The sequence below is a fragment of the Amycolatopsis sp. NPDC004378 genome (assembly GCF_053602455.1).
The window spans coordinates 392,556-407,268 of record NZ_JBSGDR010000005.1 but is presented as its reverse complement, the minus strand read 5'-3'; the positions used below and the strand labels follow the sequence as shown (position 1 = coordinate 407,268).

Annotated in this window: 16 protein-coding genes; 11 read left to right on the top strand and 5 right to left on the bottom strand. The window is 72.5% G+C overall.

Going from position 1 to position 14,713, the window contains the following annotated elements; translation table 11 throughout:
* Positions 1-73 precede the first annotated feature (73 nt).
* Together pdxR and ACWEN0_RS19525 are read left to right on the top strand one after the other, a co-directional pair.
* A complete protein-coding gene (pdxR, locus tag ACWEN0_RS19530) occupies positions 74-1,462 on the top strand; it encodes a MocR-like pyridoxine biosynthesis transcription factor PdxR (RefSeq protein WP_451975022.1) in 1,389 nt (462 codons plus the stop codon).
* Positions 1,463-1,568: 106 nt separating this feature from the next.
* A complete protein-coding gene (locus ACWEN0_RS19525; RefSeq protein ID WP_451975020.1) occupies positions 1,569-2,663 on the top strand; it encodes a D-alanine--D-alanine ligase family protein in 1,095 nt (364 codons plus the stop codon).
* 3 nt (positions 2,664-2,666) lie between these two features.
* On the opposite strand, the gene ACWEN0_RS19520 is transcribed toward ACWEN0_RS19525, so the two are convergent.
* Entirely contained in the window at positions 2,667-3,203 is a 537-nt protein-coding gene (locus ACWEN0_RS19520; protein ID WP_451975018.1) for a DUF3515 domain-containing protein, read from the bottom strand.
* Between the two features lie 19 nt (positions 3,204-3,222).
* The gene (locus ACWEN0_RS19515; RefSeq protein WP_285454796.1) at positions 3,223-3,456 is read right to left on the bottom strand and encodes an Lrp/AsnC family transcriptional regulator; all 234 of its coding nucleotides are present in this window, start codon (positions 3,454-3,456) and stop codon (positions 3,223-3,225) included.
* A 138-nt stretch (positions 3,457-3,594) separates the two neighbouring features.
* On the opposite strand from ACWEN0_RS19515, the gene ACWEN0_RS19510 reads away from it, so the two are divergent.
* Complete coding sequence (locus ACWEN0_RS19510) at positions 3,595-4,551, top strand: thiamine-phosphate kinase (protein WP_451975016.1); 957 nt, start codon at positions 3,595-3,597, stop codon at positions 4,549-4,551.
* Positions 4,552-4,567: 16 nt separating this feature from the next.
* The gene (locus ACWEN0_RS19505) at positions 4,568-5,047 is read left to right on the top strand and encodes a GNAT family N-acetyltransferase (protein ID WP_451975014.1); all 480 of its coding nucleotides are present in this window, start codon (positions 4,568-4,570) and stop codon (positions 5,045-5,047) included.
* Here the strand turns inward: ACWEN0_RS19505 and ACWEN0_RS19500 are convergent.
* Complete coding sequence (locus ACWEN0_RS19500; protein WP_451975012.1) at positions 5,034-6,236, bottom strand: glycoside hydrolase family 27 protein; 1,203 nt, start codon at positions 6,234-6,236, stop codon at positions 5,034-5,036. The two genes, ACWEN0_RS19505 and ACWEN0_RS19500, sit on opposite strands and share 14 nt — an antisense overlap.
* 33 nt (positions 6,237-6,269) lie before the next feature.
* Here ACWEN0_RS19500 and ACWEN0_RS19495 point away from each other — a divergent pair, with 33 nt between their 5' ends.
* The 3 genes from ACWEN0_RS19495 to ACWEN0_RS19485 all read left to right on the top strand — a co-directional run bounded on the left by ACWEN0_RS19495 (position 6,270) and on the right by ACWEN0_RS19485 (position 8,340).
* Entirely contained in the window at positions 6,270-6,800 is a 531-nt protein-coding gene (locus ACWEN0_RS19495; protein WP_451975010.1) for a gamma carbonic anhydrase family protein, read from the top strand.
* A gap of 30 nt (positions 6,801-6,830) precedes the next feature.
* Entirely contained in the window at positions 6,831-7,508 is a 678-nt protein-coding gene (locus ACWEN0_RS19490) for a uracil-DNA glycosylase (RefSeq protein WP_451975008.1), read from the top strand.
* Positions 7,509-7,569: 61 nt separating this feature from the next.
* Positions 7,570-8,340, top strand: coding sequence for an alpha/beta fold hydrolase (locus ACWEN0_RS19485; protein WP_451975006.1), 771 nt, complete (start codon positions 7,570-7,572; stop codon positions 8,338-8,340).
* A gap of 53 nt (positions 8,341-8,393) precedes the next feature.
* On the opposite strand, the gene rpmB is transcribed toward ACWEN0_RS19485, so the two are convergent.
* Positions 8,394-8,585 carry a 50S ribosomal protein L28 gene (rpmB, locus tag ACWEN0_RS19480; RefSeq protein WP_003091970.1) on the bottom strand — a complete coding sequence of 64 codons (192 nt, stop codon included), beginning with the start codon at positions 8,583-8,585 and terminating at the stop codon, positions 8,394-8,396.
* 134 nt (positions 8,586-8,719) lie between these two features.
* Here rpmB and ACWEN0_RS19475 point away from each other — a divergent pair, with 134 nt between their 5' ends.
* The 3 genes from ACWEN0_RS19475 to ACWEN0_RS19465 are packed head-to-tail and all read left to right on the top strand — an operon-like array spanning position 8,720 to position 12,918.
* Positions 8,720-10,297, top strand: coding sequence for a DAK2 domain-containing protein (locus tag ACWEN0_RS19475; RefSeq protein ID WP_451975004.1), 1,578 nt, complete (start codon positions 8,720-8,722; stop codon positions 10,295-10,297).
* A 3-nt stretch (positions 10,298-10,300) separates the two neighbouring features.
* Positions 10,301-12,454, top strand: a complete 2,154-nt coding sequence (gene recG / locus ACWEN0_RS19470; protein WP_451975002.1) for an ATP-dependent DNA helicase RecG — start codon at positions 10,301-10,303, stop codon at positions 12,452-12,454.
* Positions 12,451-12,918, top strand: a complete 468-nt coding sequence (locus ACWEN0_RS19465) for an N-acetyltransferase family protein (RefSeq protein WP_451975000.1) — start codon at positions 12,451-12,453, stop codon at positions 12,916-12,918. Before recG ends, ACWEN0_RS19465 begins: the two co-directional genes overlap by 4 nt.
* Here the strand turns inward: ACWEN0_RS19465 and ACWEN0_RS19460 are convergent.
* Positions 12,878-13,513, bottom strand: coding sequence for a TetR/AcrR family transcriptional regulator (locus tag ACWEN0_RS19460; RefSeq protein ID WP_451974998.1), 636 nt, complete (start codon positions 13,511-13,513; stop codon positions 12,878-12,880). The two genes, ACWEN0_RS19465 and ACWEN0_RS19460, sit on opposite strands and share 41 nt — an antisense overlap.
* A 31-nt stretch (positions 13,514-13,544) precedes the next feature.
* On the opposite strand from ACWEN0_RS19460, the gene ACWEN0_RS19455 reads away from it, so the two are divergent.
* A complete protein-coding gene (locus tag ACWEN0_RS19455; RefSeq protein WP_451974996.1) occupies positions 13,545-14,675 on the top strand; it encodes an erythromycin esterase family protein in 1,131 nt (376 codons plus the stop codon).
* The last annotated feature ends 38 nt before the right edge of the window (positions 14,676-14,713 follow it).

The window sequence follows — 14,713 nt, the reverse complement described above, 5'->3', positions numbered from 1 at the left end:
GCGTCTCCCAGCACAGTGGCATCGGAGAACGTCCACTTCTCGTACACTTGGGAAGTCCACTTGAGGAGGTCCCGTGACCCACGCCGACACCGCGCTCCCGGTCAGCCTCGACCGGGACGCGACGACCCCGCTGGCCGTCCAGCTCGCCGACGCCCTGCGCGAAGCGGCGGCGACCGGGCACCTGCGCGGCGGCGACCGGCTCCCGTCGACCCGGGCTCTGGCCGGCCGCCTCGGCGTCAGCCGCACGGTGACGTCGGCAGCCTACGAGCAGCTCCACGCCGAGGGCTGGATCGCCGGCCGGCACGGCTCGGGCACGTACGTGACGACTCCGCCGTCGTTCTCGGCTTCGGAGGTCCCGGCGCCGGGCGCGGTCCCGGCCGCCGAGGCCGAACCGCCGTCACTGCTCGACCTCGGCCCCGGCACGCCCTGGGCCGCCGGGCTGGACCGCGCGGCCTGGCGCCGCGCCTGGCGCGCCGCGGCCGACCCGGACCCGTTGATCCGGGCCCACCGGGCGGGGCTGCCGGAGTACCGCGCGGCCGTGTCGGAGCACCTCCTGCGCCACCGCGGCCTGGCGGCGGGCTCGGTCCTGGCCACCGGCGGCACGACCGCGGCGGTGGTCGAGCTGGCGGCCGCGGTGCTGGAGCGCGGGGACGTCGTCGCCGTCGAAGAACCGGGCTACCAGCGCGCCGTGCAGGCGTTCCGGCGGGCGGGCATGCGGGTCGCCGGCGTGCCGGTGGACTTCGAGGGGCTGCGGCCGGACGCGATCCCGGCGGGCGCACGGGCCGTGTACTGCTCGCCAGCGCACCAGTACCCGATGGGCAGCCGGCTGAGCGCGGCGCGGCGGGTGGAGCTGGTGGAGCGGGCGCGCGCGTCTTCGATGCTGGTCATCGAGGACGACTACGACGGCGAGCTGCGCTTCGACGTCGCGCCGCTGCCGATGCTGGCCGCCCTGGCGCCGGACGTGGTGGCGCACCTGGGGACGACGTCGAAGATCCTCACGCCGACGCTGGGCGCGGGGTGGATGGTGGCGCCGGAAGCGATCACGTCGGCGGTGCTGGCCTACCGCGACCTCACCGGCACGCGCCCGTCTCCGGCCGGGCAACGGGTGCTGTACGAATTCGCGCGGAACGGCGATCTCGGACGTCACCTGCGCAAACTCCGCCGCGAGATGGCGGAGCGGCGGACCTTGCTGGCCGGGGCGCTTTCGGGCGCGGGGATCGAGGTCCGCGGCGACGACGCGGGGGCGCACCTGGTGGTGCCGTTCCCGTCCGCGTCGGTGGAGGCGTCGGTGATCTCGTCGGCCGAGCGGCAAGGCATCCGCCTGGACGGGCTGGCACGCCACTTCGCCGGCGAGCCGTCGGCGCACGGGGTGGCCATCGGGTACGCGGGTTGCGCGCGGGAGGCTCTGGTGGCGGCGCTGCCGGCGCTCGTGTCGTTGCTGCGCGGACAGTCCCTCTCGTAGGAAGCGACGCGCGGGCGCCGCCGAGGTTGCGCTCGCCGCTCCGCCCGCGCCGCCCGGCGCACCGGCCTCGGCTGTTCGCCGAGGTCACCGGGTACGGTGGCTCACCATGAGCGAGAAGATCCGGGTGGCGGTCGTGTTCGGCGGGCGCAGCAGCGAGCACACCATCTCCTGCCTGTCCGCGGGCAGCGTCCTGGGCAACCTCGATCCGGAGCGCTTCGAAGCCGTCCCCGTGGGCATCACCCGGGAAGGCCGCTGGGTGCTGGGCACCGGCGACTCCGCCCAGCTCGCCATCCGCGGTCGCGAACTGCCGTCGGTCGACGACGGCAAGGGCCTGGTCCTCGCCGGCGACCCCTCCAGCCAGGGGCTCGTCGCGGTCGAGCCCGGCCGCGAGAGCGAACTGCTGTCCCAGGTGGACGTCGTCTTCCCGGTGCTGCACGGCGCCTTCGGCGAGGACGGCACCATCCAGGGCCTCCTCGAGCTCGCCGGCATCCCGTACGTCGGCCCCGGCGTCCTGGCCAGCGCGGCCGCCATGGACAAGGAGACGGCGAAGAAGCTCCTTGCCGCCGAAGGACTTCCGGTCGGCACCTACACCGCGCTGCGCCGCGATCAGTCCACTTTGGACGACGCGGACCGCGCGAAGCTCGGCCTGCCGGTGTTCGTCAAGCCGTCGCGCGCGGGCTCGTCGGTCGGCATCACGCGCGTCGCCGCGTGGGACGACCTGGACGCGGCCATCGAGCTGGCCCGCGCCACCGACCCGAAGGTCCTCGTCGAGGCGGCGGTCGTCGGCCGCGAGGTCGAATGCGGCGTCCTCGAGTTCCCGGACGGCCGCGTCGAGGCGTCGCTGCCCGCCGAGATCCGCGTCCTGTCGGAGGACGAAGACGCCTGGTACGACTTCGAAACCAAGTACCTCGGCGACGACGCCGAGCTGGACATCCCGGCCAAGCTCGACGACGCGCTGACCGACCGGCTCCGCGCGATGGCCGTCGAGGCGTTCCGCGCACTCGACTGCCAGGGCCTGGCCCGGGTGGACTTCTTCGTCGGCGCGGACGGCGAGCTGACCATCAACGAGGTCAACACGATGCCCGGCTTCACGACGAAATCGGCCTACCCGAAGATGTGGGAGGTCACCGGCGTCGACTACGCGACCCTGCTGACCACGCTCGTCGAGACGGCGATCGCCCGGGGCACGGGCCTGCGCTGACGTTCAGGAGAAGCGCAGCGGCTTGGCCGGCAGCTTCGCCGCGACCGTGTCCGAGATCTGCTGCAGCGGCCCGGTGCCCGCGCTGTCCGGCACGGTCAGGGCTGCGTAGACCTCGCGGTCCACGACGTACCACGTCGACGCGCCGTCACCCGGAACCTGCAGCCACTGGACGCCGTTCACCAGGCGCAACGCCGCCGTCGGGGTCAGCTCCGGGGGCCGGGTGAGCCCGCAGCGCAGCACGAGCGGGTCCTGGTCGCCCCACGCGACCGTCGCCGGCGGGGCCGGGTTCGCCAGCTCGCGCACCTTCAGCGGCGTCCCGTTGGACGTCAGCTCCGCCGGGACCGCGCCCATCAGCGTCGTGCAGCCCGGCGCGTTCGCCTCGGGCGCCGGGACGGGGACGAGCGGCAGGGGCCCGGCTACGGGTTGCTCGGACCCCTTCGTCAAGGCGAACACGGCGACCGCGACCGCCAGGGCCACGGCGAGTGTCGCCGCTATGACGAGGACCACTTTCGGCGGGGCGCCGGTCTCCGATTCTGGCACGGCACCACTACACCACTGGTCAGAGGTGGACGACCGGGCAGGTCAGGGTCCGGGTGATGCCGTCCACGTTCTGCACCTTGGCGACCACGAGCTGGCCCAGCTGGTCGACGTTGTCGGCGGCCGCGCGGACGATCACGTCGTACGGTCCGGTGACATCCTCCGAGCTGGTCACACCCGGGATGCTGGAGATCTCGGCAGCCACCGCGGCCGCCTTGCCGACCTCGGTCTGGATGAGGATGTATGCGTGGACCACGGCGCGCCCTTTCGTCGGGATCTTGTCGCTCAAGGTAGGAACGTCAGCAGCAACGTATCGCCAGCTCACGGAAAAACATAGGGCATCCGACTATCGGTGATCGACTCTTTGTCCCGGTAGAGAAAGCAGAGGTGACCGGTGTCACCGAACGACGGAACGGTCGCCGAGACCGGGGAGTTCGCACTCATCGCAGCCGTCACCGAAGGACGGCGCCAGCCGCCGGGCACGCTGCTCGGCCCGGGGGACGACGCGGCCGTCGTCGCCGCGCCCGACGGCCGGGTGGTCGCCTCGACCGACGTCCTCGTGCAGGGCGTCCACTTCCGGCTCGACTGGTCCTCGCCCGAGCAGGTCGGGCGCAAGGCCGTCGCGGTCAACCTGGCCGACATCGCCGCCATGGGCGCCACCCCGACCACCGTCCTGGTCGGACTGGCCTGCCCGCCCGACACCCCGCGCGAGGTCGTCACCGCGCTCGCCGACGGCATGTGGGCCGAGGCCGACCGCGCCGGCATCGGCGTCTCCGGCGGCGACATGGTCCGCGCCGACCAGCTCGTGATCAGCGTCACGGCGCTCGGTGACCTCGGCGACCGCGAGCCGGTGACGCGCTCGGGCGCCCGGCCCGGCGACGTCGTCGCCGTCCACGGACGGCTCGGCTGGGCGGCCGCCGGCCTGGCCGTGCTCGGCCGCGGCTTCCGCTCGCCGGTCGGCGTCGTCAACGCGCAGCGCTGCCCCGAACCGCCGTACGAAGCCGGTCCTCGTGCCGCGCTCGCGGGGGCCACGGCCATGATCGACGTCTCCGACGGCCTGCTGGCCGACCTGGCCCACATCGGGGAGTCGTCCGGCGTCGGCATCGACGTCCGCACCGCCGACCTCGACGTCTCGGCCCGGCTCAAGGAAGTCGGGGCCGCGCTGGGCGCCGACCCCCTGGACTGGGTGCTGACCGGTGGCGAGGACCACGCCCTGGCGGCCACCTTCCCGCCGTTCACCGAGCTGCCCGAGGGCTGGCGCACGATCGGCGTCGTCACGATGGCCGACTCCGGGATCACCGTGGACGGCAAGCCGTTCGCGCGAGAAGGCGGCTGGACGCATTGGCGCTGAACTAAAGTCGGCAGACGTGAGAATCGTTCCGGTCCCCTACGACCACCCCGACGCGGCCAAGCTCATGGCCGCGGTGCAGCAGGTGTACGTCGAGCGCTACGGCGACGAGGACGTGACCCCGATGAGCCCGGCGGACTTCGACCCGCCGCAGGGCGTCTTCCTCGTCGGCTACCAAGGCGAAGAAGCCGTCGCCTGCGGGGCGTGGCGCGCGCACGACGGCCCCGCCCCGGACTTCCGGGACGGCGACGCCGAGTTCAAGCGGATGTACGTCGCCGACTCGGCCCGCGGCCGCGGGTTCGCGCGGATGATCCTGTCCGAGCTGGAGCGCACGGCGGCGCTGTGCGGCCGCAAGCGCGCGGTCCTGGAGACCGGCACCAAGCAGCCCGAGGCCATCGCGCTCTACACGTCGTCGGGGTACACCGAGATCCCCAACTTCGGCGTCTACAAGAACGAGCCGGAAAGCCGCTGCTTCGGCAAGGAGCTCACCTCGGTGTGAGCTTCAGCAGGGCCGCTGCGTGCGGCCGCAGTGACGCGCTCACGGCGGTTCCGGCGTCCCGGTGCGTCCACAGGTCCCGGACCCGCCAGGTGCCCGGGATCGACGCGGAGACGGTCGCGGTGGTGGTGCCGGTGTTGAGCAGCACCACCGCGAAACCGCCGTCGCTCAACGGTTTCCCCCACACCTGGTAGCCGGGACCCGCTTCGAGCCGGCGGCCCTGTCCGCCCGCGAAGTCCTGGTCGACGGCGATCGCCTCGGGGTTGCCGAGCGTCGCGAGGTCGGTGTCGCCGAGCTTCGCCGGATCGGTGCCGGCGAAGAGGGGCGCGTTCAGCACGGCCCAGACGCTGAAGTGCGCGCGGGCCTCGTCCGCGGTCAGCGTGCCGTTGCCGACCTGCAGCATGTCCGGGTCGTTCCAGCCGCCGGGGGTGCCGCTGTGGGGCGCGACGGCGGCCTGCTGGTCGATCGTCGCGAGCACCGAGTCCCAGGTCGCGACCAGGTCGTTGGTCGTCCGCCACAGGTTCGCGACCGGCCGCGCCCAGGTCCACGGGCTGGAGACGCCGTATTCGGAGATCGCGTAGACGATCGGGCGCGGCAGCGCGGCCAGCTCGTCGCGCATCTTCTCGAAGGCGGCCTTGCGGTCGAGGCCGTCGACCGTGTCGGCGTTGCACCAGTCGTACTTGAGGTAGTCGACGCCCCAGCGGTCGAACGTCTCGGCGTCCTGGCGCTCGTGGCCGAGCGAGCCGATGCCGGACGCGGGGTAGGCGTCGTTGGCCATCGCGCAGGTCCGGCTGCCGGGGACGGAGTAGATGCCGAACAGCAGGCCGCGGGAGTGCACGTAGTCGGCGAGGTCGGCGATGCCGTGCGGGAACCGCGCCGGGTCGGCCCGCAGCGAGCCGTCGGCGGCGCGCTTCGGCGCCTGCCAGCAGTCGTCGACGACGACGTACTTGTACCCGGCGTCGCGCAGGCCGGTGTCCGCGAGCGCGTCGGCCGCCTTCTTGACGACGTCTTCGGTGAGGTCGTAGCAGCGGACCTGGTTCCAGCTGTTCCAGCCCATCGGCGGCGTCTCGGCCAGGCCGTTCGCCAGCGCCGGGGCCGCGGTGGGCAGGCTGAGCAGCCACGTCAGCACGACGAGGAGGAGCACGAGCGGGCTGGTTTTCGGCTTCGCGGCGATGGCGTGATCCAATCGCACGGGAAGTGAAACCGCAGTCACCCCGGAGGCGGCATGCCGATCTACGCACTCGGTGATCTCGAACCGACGATCCACCCCGACGCCTACGTCCACCCGGACGCCACGGTGATCGGCGACGTCCGGATCGGCGCGCACGCGTCGGTGTGGCCGCAGACCGTGCTGCGGGGTGACCACGGCTACATCGAGATCGGCGAGCGGTCGAACGTCCAGGACGGCTGCGTCCTGCACTGCACCGAGCGGCACCCGACGATCCTCGGGCCGTCGTCGGCGATCGGCCACGCCGTGCACGTCGAGGGCGCGAAGATCGGCACCGGCTGCCTGATCGCGTCCGGTTCGGTCGTGCTCAACGGCTCGGTGATCGAGGACGGCGGCATGGTCGGCGCGGGCGCGGTGCTCTCGTACGGCTCGCTCGTCAAGACCGGCGAAATCGCGCTGGGCGTGCCGGGGAAGACGCGGGAAAACAAGTCCTTCAGCGCGGAAAACATCGCGATGGTGGTGGAGTCCTACGTCGAACGCGGCCGCCGGTTCAAGGCCGAGCTGAGGCGGCTCGACCCGCGCGGGTGACGTCGGCCACGCCCGGTAGGCTTGCGCGCCGTGACCGCACGACCGCTGCAGGACATCGTCGAGGCAGGCTGGGCGCGAGCCCTCGAACCGGTGGCGCCGCAGGTCGCCGCGATGGGGGAGTTCCTCCGCGCGGAGATCGCCGCGGGCCGTACCTACCTGCCGGCGGGTGAGCACGTGCTGCGGGCGTTCAAGCAGCCGTTCCACGACGTGCGCGTGCTGATCGTGGGGCAGGACCCGTACCCGACGCCCGGGCACGCGGTGGGACTGAGCTTTTCGGTGGCGCCGGACGTCCGGCCGATCCCGAAGAGCCTGGTCAACATCTACAAGGAGTACGCCGACGACCTCGGGCACCCGCTGCCGTCGAACGGCGACCTGACGCCGTGGGCCGAGCAGGGCGTGCTGCTGCTCAACAGGGCCCTGACCGTGCAGCCGGGGAAGTCGAACTCGCACCAGGGCAAGGGCTGGGAAGAGGTCACCGAGCAGGCGATCAAGGCCCTCGCGGCCCGGTCGGAGCCGATGGTGGCGATCCTCTGGGGCCGCAACGCGCGTAACCTCCGGCCGATGCTGGGCGACGTTCCCTGCATCGAGTCGGCGCACCCCAGCCCGCTCTCGGCGCACAACGGCTTCTTCGGGTCCCGCCCGTTCAGCCGGGCCAACCAGCTGCTGGAGCAGCAGGGCGCGGCACCGGTCGACTGGAAACTTCCCTGAGGTCGCGTGTCCGGATCGGCGTGACGGCTCCGACCAGGGGGTGAACCCTTTGGAGGAAACCATGGACGTCACCTCGGCCGACGGCACGACCATCCACCTCGAGCAGCGCGGCGCGGGCGCGCCGGTGATCCTGGTGGGCGGCGCGTTCAACGACCGGACCACCGTCGCGGGCCTGGCCGAAGTGCTGGCCGGCGACTTCACGACGATCGCTTACGACCGGCGCGGCCGCGGCGACAGCACGGACGCGTCCTCGTACGCGATGGACCGCGAGATCGAGGACATCGCGGCCCTGATCGAGCACGCGGGCGGCTCGGCGTCGGTGTTCGGCCACTCGTCGGGCGCGATCCTGGCCCTGGAAGCCGCGGCCGCGGGCCTGGCGATCGAGCGCGTGGTCGCGTACGAGCCGCCGTACGCGACCGACGAGCACCCGCGGCCCGACGTCCTGGACAAGGTGCGCGCCCAGCTGGCGTCGGGCGACCGGGACGGCGCCGTGGCGACGTTCCTGGTGGTCGCGGGCACGCCGGAAGAGATGATCGACGGGATGAAGCAGGCGCCGGTGTGGGGCTGGTTCACGGCCCTGGCGCACACGCTCCCGTACGACCTGGAGATCTGCGGCCCCGGCGGCCGCATCCGCCGCGAAAACCTGGCCCGGATCACGGCCCCGGCGTTGGTGATCGGCGGCGGCGCGAGCCCGGAGACCCTGCAGGCGGGCGCCCGCGCGGCCGCCGGGGCGATCCCCGGCGCCCGGCACGAGACCCTCGACGGGCAGGACCACGGCGTGCTCCAGTTCCCGGAGACGCTGAAGGACCTGCTGACCGGCTTCCTGAAGTAGGGCATGAAAATGGCGGGTGCTCCGGAGAGCACCCGCCACCCAACTTCGCGGCCTCAGCCTCGAACGACCTTGCCCGCCTTGATGCAGGAGGTGCACACGTTCAGGCGCTTGCGCTGGGACACACCCACCTTGGCGTGGACGGTCTGGATGTTCGGGTTCCACCGGCGGTTGGTACGGCGGTGGGAGTGCGAGACCGACTTGCCGAAGCCGGGTCCCTTGCCACAGACGTCGCACACGGCAGCCACGTCGAACTCCTTTGGATCTGGGTCATAGAAATGAGCCCAGATGCACTGGGCAACTCGACCATAGTAACTACTGCGATCGAGGGCCCCGGCACCGGGTCGATACGCTGCCCGGGGACCGGTCAGGAGGTTACGGGGTGCGGGTGCTGGACACGGCGGCGGTGTCGGCCTGGGCGACGGGCTGCGTGCGCAGTCTCGCGAGCCTGCGGCCGGCCATCGACGAGATCAACGTGTACCCCGTCGCGGACTCCGACACCGGCTCCAACATGCTCTTCACGATGACCGGCGCGGCGAAGGAACTCGAAGCCGCGCAACCGAAGGACGCCGCCGAAGCGCTGAAGGTCCTCGCGCGCGGCGCGGTCGCGTCCGCCAAGGGCAACTCCGGGGTGATCCTGTCCCAGGTCGTGCGCGGGCTGGCCGACCGGGCCGAAGGCGACCTCGACGGCCCGTGGCTGGCCGCGGCGCTGGGCCACGCCGACGAGGTCGCCACCGGGGCCGTGAGCCGTCCGGTCGCCGGGACGATCCTCACCGTCCTGCACGCCGTCGCGACGGCCGTCCGCGGCGACACCCGAAGCCTCGGCGAAGTCGCCCGGGAGGCGGCGCACGAGGCCGCGCACGCCCTCGAGAAGACGCCCCTGCAGCTGCCCGCGCTGGCCAAGGCGGGAGTCGTCGACGCCGGGGCCCGCGGGCTCGTCGCCGTGCTCGACGCCCTGGTCGGCGTGCTCACCGGGGCCGCGATCGAGCAGGAGCACGCCCTCGAGGTGCACGCGATCCCGCAGGCCGAGGCCTACGCCTGGGAGGTCATGTACCTCCTCGACGGCGTCGACGAGCAGGGCCTGCCGACGCTGCGCAAGGAGCTGAGCGGCCTCGGAGACAGCGTCACGGTGGCCGGTGACGGCTCGGGCAGCCACGCGGTGCACGTCCACTGCGCCGACATCGGCGCCGCCATCGAGGCCGGGCTCGCGCTCGGCCGGCCGCGCAAGATCCGCGTCGAGCCGTTGCTCACGCCGACGCCGATCGAGCCCGGCGGCGGGATCGACCGCACGGTCGTCGCCGTCGTGCACGGCGGCCCGCTGGCCGAGCTGCTGCGCGCCGAGAGCATCCCGGTGCTGGCCGTGCCCGAGGGCGAGACCCCCAGCGTCGAGGACGTGATCAGCCTGCTCAACGAGGCCGCCGGGCGGCACGTCACGGTGCTTCCGGGCGGCGTCGCGCTCACCGCGGCGGTCGACACGGCGGCCGGGCACGCCATGGCCGGCGACCGCGACGTGGTCGTCATCCCGTGCGTCTCGCCGGTGCAGGTGCTCGCCGCGCTCGCCGTGCACGACGCCGGGCGCCGCACCAACGACGACGTCGTCGCGATGGCCGAAGCGGCCGCCGCGACCAGGCGTGGCGAACTGCGGATCGCGCAGGAGGAGTCGCTAACCTGGGTGGGCCGGGCCCAGTCCGGTGACGTGGTCGGCCTGGTCGACGACGAGGTGGTGCTGATCGAGCCGGCGCCGGCGTCGGAGACGAACCTGGTCGCGGCCGCGATGAACGTGCTGAACCGGATGCTGGCGCTCGGCGGCGAGCTGGTGACGGTGCTGAGCGGGGCCGCCGCCCCGCCCGGGGTCACCGGCGAGCTCGCGGAGCAGCTGCGGCTGGAGCACCCGGAGGTGGAGCTGACCAGCTACGCCAGTGGCCAGGCGGACGCCGTGCTGCTGATGGGAGTCGAATAGCCGATGGCCGGACTGCGCGACAAGCTGCCGCTGCTGCTGGGCGCCAAGACAGCCAAGGCGCTCGCCACCTCGCTGGACATCGAGACGGTCAGCGACCTGCTGCGCCACTACCCGCGCCGCTACGCCGAGCGGGGCGAGCTCACCGACATCGCCGGCCTCGAGCTGGGCGAGCACGCGACCGTGCTGGCGCGCATCGAGAAGGTGAGCAAGCGGCGGATGAAGTCCCGCAACGGGACCATCCTCGACATGGTGATCACCGACGGAAAACGGCGTCTCACCTGCGCGTTCTTCAACCAGGCCTGGCGCGAGAAGGACCTCGTCCCCGGCAAGACCGGCCTGTTCGCCGGCAAGGTGTCCGCCTTCCGCGACACGCTGCAGCTGACCAACCCCGAGTACGAGCTGTTCGAGGCCGACCGCGCCGACGAGGCGATGGACGACTTCCTCGCCGCGATCATCCCGGTCTACCCGGCGGCGCAGGGCATGCCGACCTGGTCGATCGCCAAGTGCGTGCGCCAGGTGCTCGACGTCCTCGAAGTCGACGAAGACCCGATGCCGGCCGAGCTGCGGCGGCTGCACAAGCTGTCCGACCTCGACACCGCGCTGCACGGCATCCACCGTCCGAGCAACTGGGCGCACCTCGAGGCGTCGAAGAAGCGGCTCAAGTGGGACGAGGCCATGGCCGTCCAGCTGATCTTCGCGCAGCGACGCCACTCGGCCATCTCGCGGCCGGCGAAGCCGAACCCGCACGTCAGCGGCGGGTTGATGGACGCCTTCGACAAGCGGCTGCCCTTCGACCTGACCGCGGGCCAGCAGGCGATCGGCGACGAGATCGCCGCGGACCTCGCCTCCGAACACCCGATGAACCGGCTGCTGCAGGGCGAGGTGGGCTCCGGCAAGACGATCGTCGCGCTGCGGGCGATGCTGCAGGTCGTCGACAACGGGCGGCAGACCGCGATGCTGGCCCCGACCGAGGTCCTCGCCGCCCAGCACGCCCGGTCGCTGCGGGAAATGCTCGGCGACCTCGGCCAGGCGGGCGAGCTGGGCGCGGCGGACAACGCCACCCGCGTCACGCTGCTCACCGGGTCGATGGGCGCGAAGGAGCGCAAGAAGGCGCTGCTGGAGATCGTCAGCGGCGAGGCCGGCATCGTCGTCGGCACGCACGCGCTGATCCAGGACCACGTCGAGTTCGCCGACCTCGGCCTCGCCGTCGTCGACGAGCAGCACCGCTTCGGCGTCGAGCAGCGGGACGCGCTGCGCACCCGCGGCGCCGGCGACACCAGCCCGCACGTGCTGGTCATGACGGCGACGCCGATCCCGCGCACGGTCGCGATGACCGTGTACGGCGACCTCGAGGTCTCGGCGCTGCGCGAGATGCCGGTCGGGCGCTCGCCGATCTCGACGACGGTGGTCCCGGTCGCGGAGAAACCCGCCTGGTTCGACCGGATCTGGCAGCGCGTCCGCGAAGAGGTCGGCAAGGGGCACCAGGGCTACGTCGTGTGCCCGCGGATCGGCGACGAGCCGCCGTCGGACAAGAGCGACAAGCGGCCGCCGCTCGCGGTGCTCGACGTCGCGCCCGACCTGGAGCACGGTGCGCTGCAGGGGCTGAAGATCGGCGTGCTGCACGGCCGGATGCCGCCCGACGAAAAGGACGCGGTGATGCGCGCGTTCTCGGCGGGGAAGCTCGACGTCCTCGTCGCGACCACGGTGATCGAGGTCGGCGTCAACGTCCCGAACGCCACGGCGATGGTGATCATGGACGCCGACCGGTTCGGCGTCAGCCAGCTGCACCAGCTGCGCGGCCGCGTCGGCCGGGGCAGCGTGCCGGGGCTGTGCCTGCTGGTCACCGAGGCCCTCGACGGCACGGCGACCCGCGAACGGCTGGCCGCGGTCGAGTCGACCACGGACGGCTTCGAGCTGTCCCGCCTCGACCTGGAGCTGCGCCGCGAGGGCGACATCCTCGGCGCCGCGCAGTCCGGCAAGCGGTCCGGGCTCAAGCTGCTGTCGCTGCTGCGCGACGAGGACGTCATCGCCGCGTCGCGGGCCAGCGCCCAGGAGATCGTCGAGAAGGACCCGGACCTGAAGAAGTACCGCGGGCTGGCGCAGATGGTCGCCGACGTCGTCGACGTCGAGCGCGCGGAGTACCTGGAGAAGAGTTGATCCGCCCGGCGACGGCCGCCGACGCCGCGGCGATCGGCGAGGTCCACGTGCGGTCGTGGCAGGCGGCCTACGACGGGCTGATCCCGGCGGACTTCCTCGCCGGCCTCTCGGCGCAGGCGCGCGCGACGTCGTGGGCCCGGCTCATCGGAGAGGGCAACCCGGTGCTGGTCGCCGAGGAAGACGGCGTCATCGCGGGCTTCGCGGCGTTCGGTCCCGGCCGGCTCTTCGCGCTGTACCTGCTGCCGGAGTACTGGGGACGCGGCCTCGGCCGGGCGCTGCACGACCGCGTCGTCGAGGAGATGTCCGGCGACAGCGCCGTCCTGTGGGTGCTCTCGACGAACGAGCGCGCGAAGGCCTTCTACGTCCGGCAGGGCTGGGTCGACGACGGCGTCACCCAGACCGAAACGGTCGACGACGGCCGCGTCACGCTCGAGGAGACGCGGTTCCGGCGTCCGCTGCCGTGAACACGCCGGCTTTCGCGGCGGCCGCGGCGGCTTTCGCGGCCAAGCCCGCGTCTTTCGGCGTCACGCCTTCCCGCGAAACGAACAGGCGGTAGAAGATCGGCCCGCACGCGACGCGCACGACCTCGACCGCGTCGGTGCCCGCCGGGACTTCGCCGCGCTCGACGGCCCGCTCCACGATCGCGGCCGAGCGGGCGTGGCGGTCGACGTAGAACTCGCGCAGGGCGTCCGCCGCTCTCGCGGAGAGGAAGGCCGCCGAGATCGACGCCGTCGGCAGCTCGCGCTCGCCCGGCGAGGTGAAGTAGTGCACCAGCTCCAGGTTGACCTCGCGCAGGTCGCCCTCCAGGGACCCGGTGTCCGGCGCGGTCCACGGCTGCTCGGTGCCCATCAGCAAAGCGGCCGCGACCAGGCCTTCGGCGGACTCCCACCGGCGGTAGAGCGTCGTCTTGTGCACGCCGGAGCGTTCGGCGACCGCCTCGACCGTCAGCTCGGCGTACCCGCGCTCGCCGAGCAGCTCGAGGGTGGCGTTCAGCGCGGCGAGGCGAGTCCGCTCGGTGCGGCCGCCCGGCCGTCTCGTGCCGGAAATCTCGGTTGCCAACTGCTACTCCTGTTGCGTTAGTGTGCTCAGTATGTCAGAAACCGAGTCCATCGTCGCGTCCGTCGCCGAGCTGATCGGCGACGCCGAGGTCGTCGCCATCGGTGAGAACAACCATCACATCCGGGAGTTCGGGGCGCTGCGCGACCGCCTGCTGCGGCACCTCGTGACCGAACGCGGGTTCACCGTTCTCGGGTTCGAAGGCGGGTTTCCCGAAGGGCACCTGGTCGACGCGTGGCTGTCCGGCGGCCCGGGCGAAGTCGCCGACGTCGCCCGGGAGGGCTTCACGTTCGGGCTCGGCGACTCGGCCGAGGTCCACTCGATGCTGACGTGGCTGCGGGGGCGCGGCGTCCGGTTCTCCGGGCTCGACCTGCCGAGTTCGGCGGGGTCGCCGGTGCCTTCGCTGGAGGCGGTCCGCGAAGTCCTGTCGCGGGTGGATCCCGCCAATGTGTCCCTTGTGGACGCCGCACTGGCGGCGTGTGAGCCGTACGCGTCGGTGAGCAGCGCTGTAGCGCCGGGGCGGTACGGCGCGATGAGCGCGGAAGCGCGTGATGCGGCGACGGTCGCGCTGACCGTCCTCAAAGGACATGTCGAGTCGCTGGCGCCCGAGGCTGCGCACCACGCGGAGGGCGCGCTGCGCGTCGACCTGTACCTGCGGGAGCTGGACGCGCTGATGGCCGGCCGCGCGCCGGAGCCGCAGAGTTCGTCGCGCGACACGTACATGGCGGCGACGGTCCGGCTGCTGCGGCGGCTCCACCCGGGCGAGAAGATCGTGCTGATGCTCCACAACGGACACCTCCAGCGTGTGCCGTTCTCGCCGATGCCGGGGATGACGGCGCCGTCGGCGGGCACGCACCTGGCCGCCGAACTGGGCGACCGCTATTTCGCGCTCGCCTTGACCGCGGTTTCGGGGACGACCACCGGTCTCGCGCCCGACGCGGAAGCCCCGCTCGGGTTCCGCATGTTCGAACAGGCATTGGCGGCACCCGCGGACGGCAGCGTCGAGGCGATGCTGGCCGCTCGGGCCCCGTGCGTGGTCGCGCACCCGGCGGCGTCGAGCATCCGGCACGCGCACATGACGCCCTCGGTGGACGTCGCGGCCGCGTTCGACGCGGTGGTCTGCCTGAAAGGGCAGGAAACGATTTACCATTCCGCTGCTGAATAGGTGTGCCCATTCGGCTGCTTGCCGCACCGCGATTCCGG